The organism is Lentzea kentuckyensis, assembly GCF_002150765.1.
GTDB classification, from domain to species: Bacteria; Actinomycetota; Actinomycetes; order Mycobacteriales; family Pseudonocardiaceae; genus Lentzea; species Lentzea kentuckyensis.
On record NZ_MUYM01000230.1, the window covers coordinates 279 to 2,225 of the forward strand.

Annotated in this window: 2 protein-coding genes and 1 pseudogene; 1 reads left to right on the forward strand and 2 read right to left on the reverse strand. The window is 67.7% G+C overall.

Annotation, left to right across the window (positions count from 1 at the left end; translation table 11 throughout):
* Together B0F77_RS46215 and B0F77_RS46220 are read right to left on the reverse strand one after the other, a co-directional pair.
* A partial coding sequence (locus tag B0F77_RS46215; protein WP_143467307.1) for a YciI family protein occupies positions 1 to 307 on the reverse strand: 307 nt, incomplete at its 3' end.
* Positions 308 to 508: 201 nt separating this feature from the next.
* Positions 509 to 1,384, reverse strand: a pseudogene (locus B0F77_RS46220) (proteasome assembly chaperone family protein); the annotation flags it as partial.
* A 240-nt stretch (positions 1,385 to 1,624) separates the two neighbouring features.
* Between B0F77_RS46220 and B0F77_RS46225 the strand changes: the two are divergent.
* Positions 1,625 to 1,947: DUF4230 domain-containing protein (locus tag B0F77_RS46225; protein WP_143467309.1), on the forward strand; the 323-nt coding region annotated here is incomplete at its 3' end.

Consider the following 1,947-nt stretch of genomic DNA (forward strand, 5'->3'; position numbering starts at 1 on the left):
GACCGCCGCCTTCACGGCCGCCGGGGAAGTCCCACATCGTGCGCCCGAGCACGTTGCGCCATCTGCGCAGCAACACGTCCCGGAAGGCGCCGGCCTGGTAGTTCGGCTCGTCGAACACGAACGCCCGTGCGGCCGCCACGTCCGGTAGGTCGACGATGTGCACGCTGCCGGTGAGCTCGTCGCCGGAGAACGTCGGGCCGCGGGCGATCAGCTCGAACCGGTCCATGTAGGACCAGTGCTCCTCGGTCAGCTTTTCGCGCAACGGCAACGACCCGGTCCGGTCCCGGTGGTAACACAAGAACTCCACGAACGCTCCCCAGCTCTACCGACGGCGGGCCCGCGCGTGCCAGGCCTCCACGATCAACTCTTCCAGCTCCCCCACCTCGATGTGCTCCAAGCGCACCAGGATCGCGGGGTAGCCGTTGAAGTGCGGCGTGGTGAAGTAGACCGACTCGTCGGAGGCCAGCAGCGCCTCCTTGGCCCCCAGGTCCGGCACCCGCGCCGNNTCGGCGAGGAACCGTTCGAACTCGGCCCCCAGTTCGTCCGCGCTGGGGAGGTCGGTGTTGCCGACAGTCTGGATGAAAGCGTCGTACTGCCGCTCGAGCGCTTCCACCACCTGGGCGACCTCCTCGGACTCCGCGACCTGCCGGTGGATCTCGGCGTCGGCGGCCTGAGCCGCGTCGATCAACGATCCGATCGGCAACGCCAGACCCGTCGACCGCGCGACGGCATCGAGCAGCGTGACGGCGGCGGTCGGGTACTGCGACTGCGCGAGGTAGTGCGGCACCTGGGCGGCGAAGCCCATCGCGTCGTGGCCCGCCTGGCCGAGGCGGAACTCCAGCAGCCCGGACACGTTGCCCGGCACCTGCACGCGGTTGAAGAACGGCTGGTACTCCGACACCAGCTCAGGGCGGGTGGCGTGACCGATGACGTTCAACGGCCGTGTGTGCGGCACGCCCATCGGGATGCCGTGGAAACCGACGGTCAGGCGCACGCCCCAACGGTCGATCAACGAGCGCACGGCGAGCACGAACGCCTCCCAGCCGCGGTCCGGCTCCAGGCCGGTGAGCAGCAGGAACGGGTGGCCCGCGCTGTCCCACAGCAGGTGCACGACCAGTTGCGGGGCGGCGTAGTCCTCCCAGTGGTCGGTCGCGTAGGTCATCAGCGGGCGGCGCGAGCGGTAGTCGATCAGGCCGTCGATGTCGAACCGCGCGACGACGCGGTTCTCGAGGGTCTCCAGCAGGTGCTCGGCGAGCAGCCGTCCCGCGGCGCCGGCGTCCATGAAGCCCTCGAAGTGGTGCAGCAGCACCGCACCTGTCAGGTCCGGCACCTCCGAGTCCACCTCGTACAGGTTCTCCGGGTCCACCGCACTCCTCCTGAACATCGATTCCCGTCTCGTCCAAAGCCAACCACGTGGACACGGGACTGATTCCGCACGGGTCGATTAGCCCATACGGACCGTGTGTGCGCATCACCTCACGGGTACTCCAACGCGGTGGACAAGCGCTGGGTGACGCGTGGAACTTTGGTCGCGGCCGTGCTCATCATCCTCGGTACGGCGGTGTTCGTCTTCGGTCAGTTCAAGCCCTTTGGTGACGAATCGATCGATCGCAGCCAGCCCGCGATGCTCAAGTCGGTGCGGGATCTGAGCCAGTACCACGCCGCCGCCGGCGAGTTCCAGGTCGTGCTGGACATCGAGAACGACGTGAAGTGGGTGCCGTCGGCACTGGCCGGCGAACNNGGGTCCGTCAACGCCTATGTCGACCTTGGTTCGCTGAAGGACGACGGCCTGATCCTGTCGCCGGACCGCAAGACGGTCGAGCTCAGGTTGCCGAAAGCCCAGCTGGACAAGCCGAACCTGCACCACGACCGGTCGTACGTCTTCAGCCAGAAACGCGGTCTGATCAACGACCTGCAGGCCCTGGCCGGACCCCCTGACCAGCAACG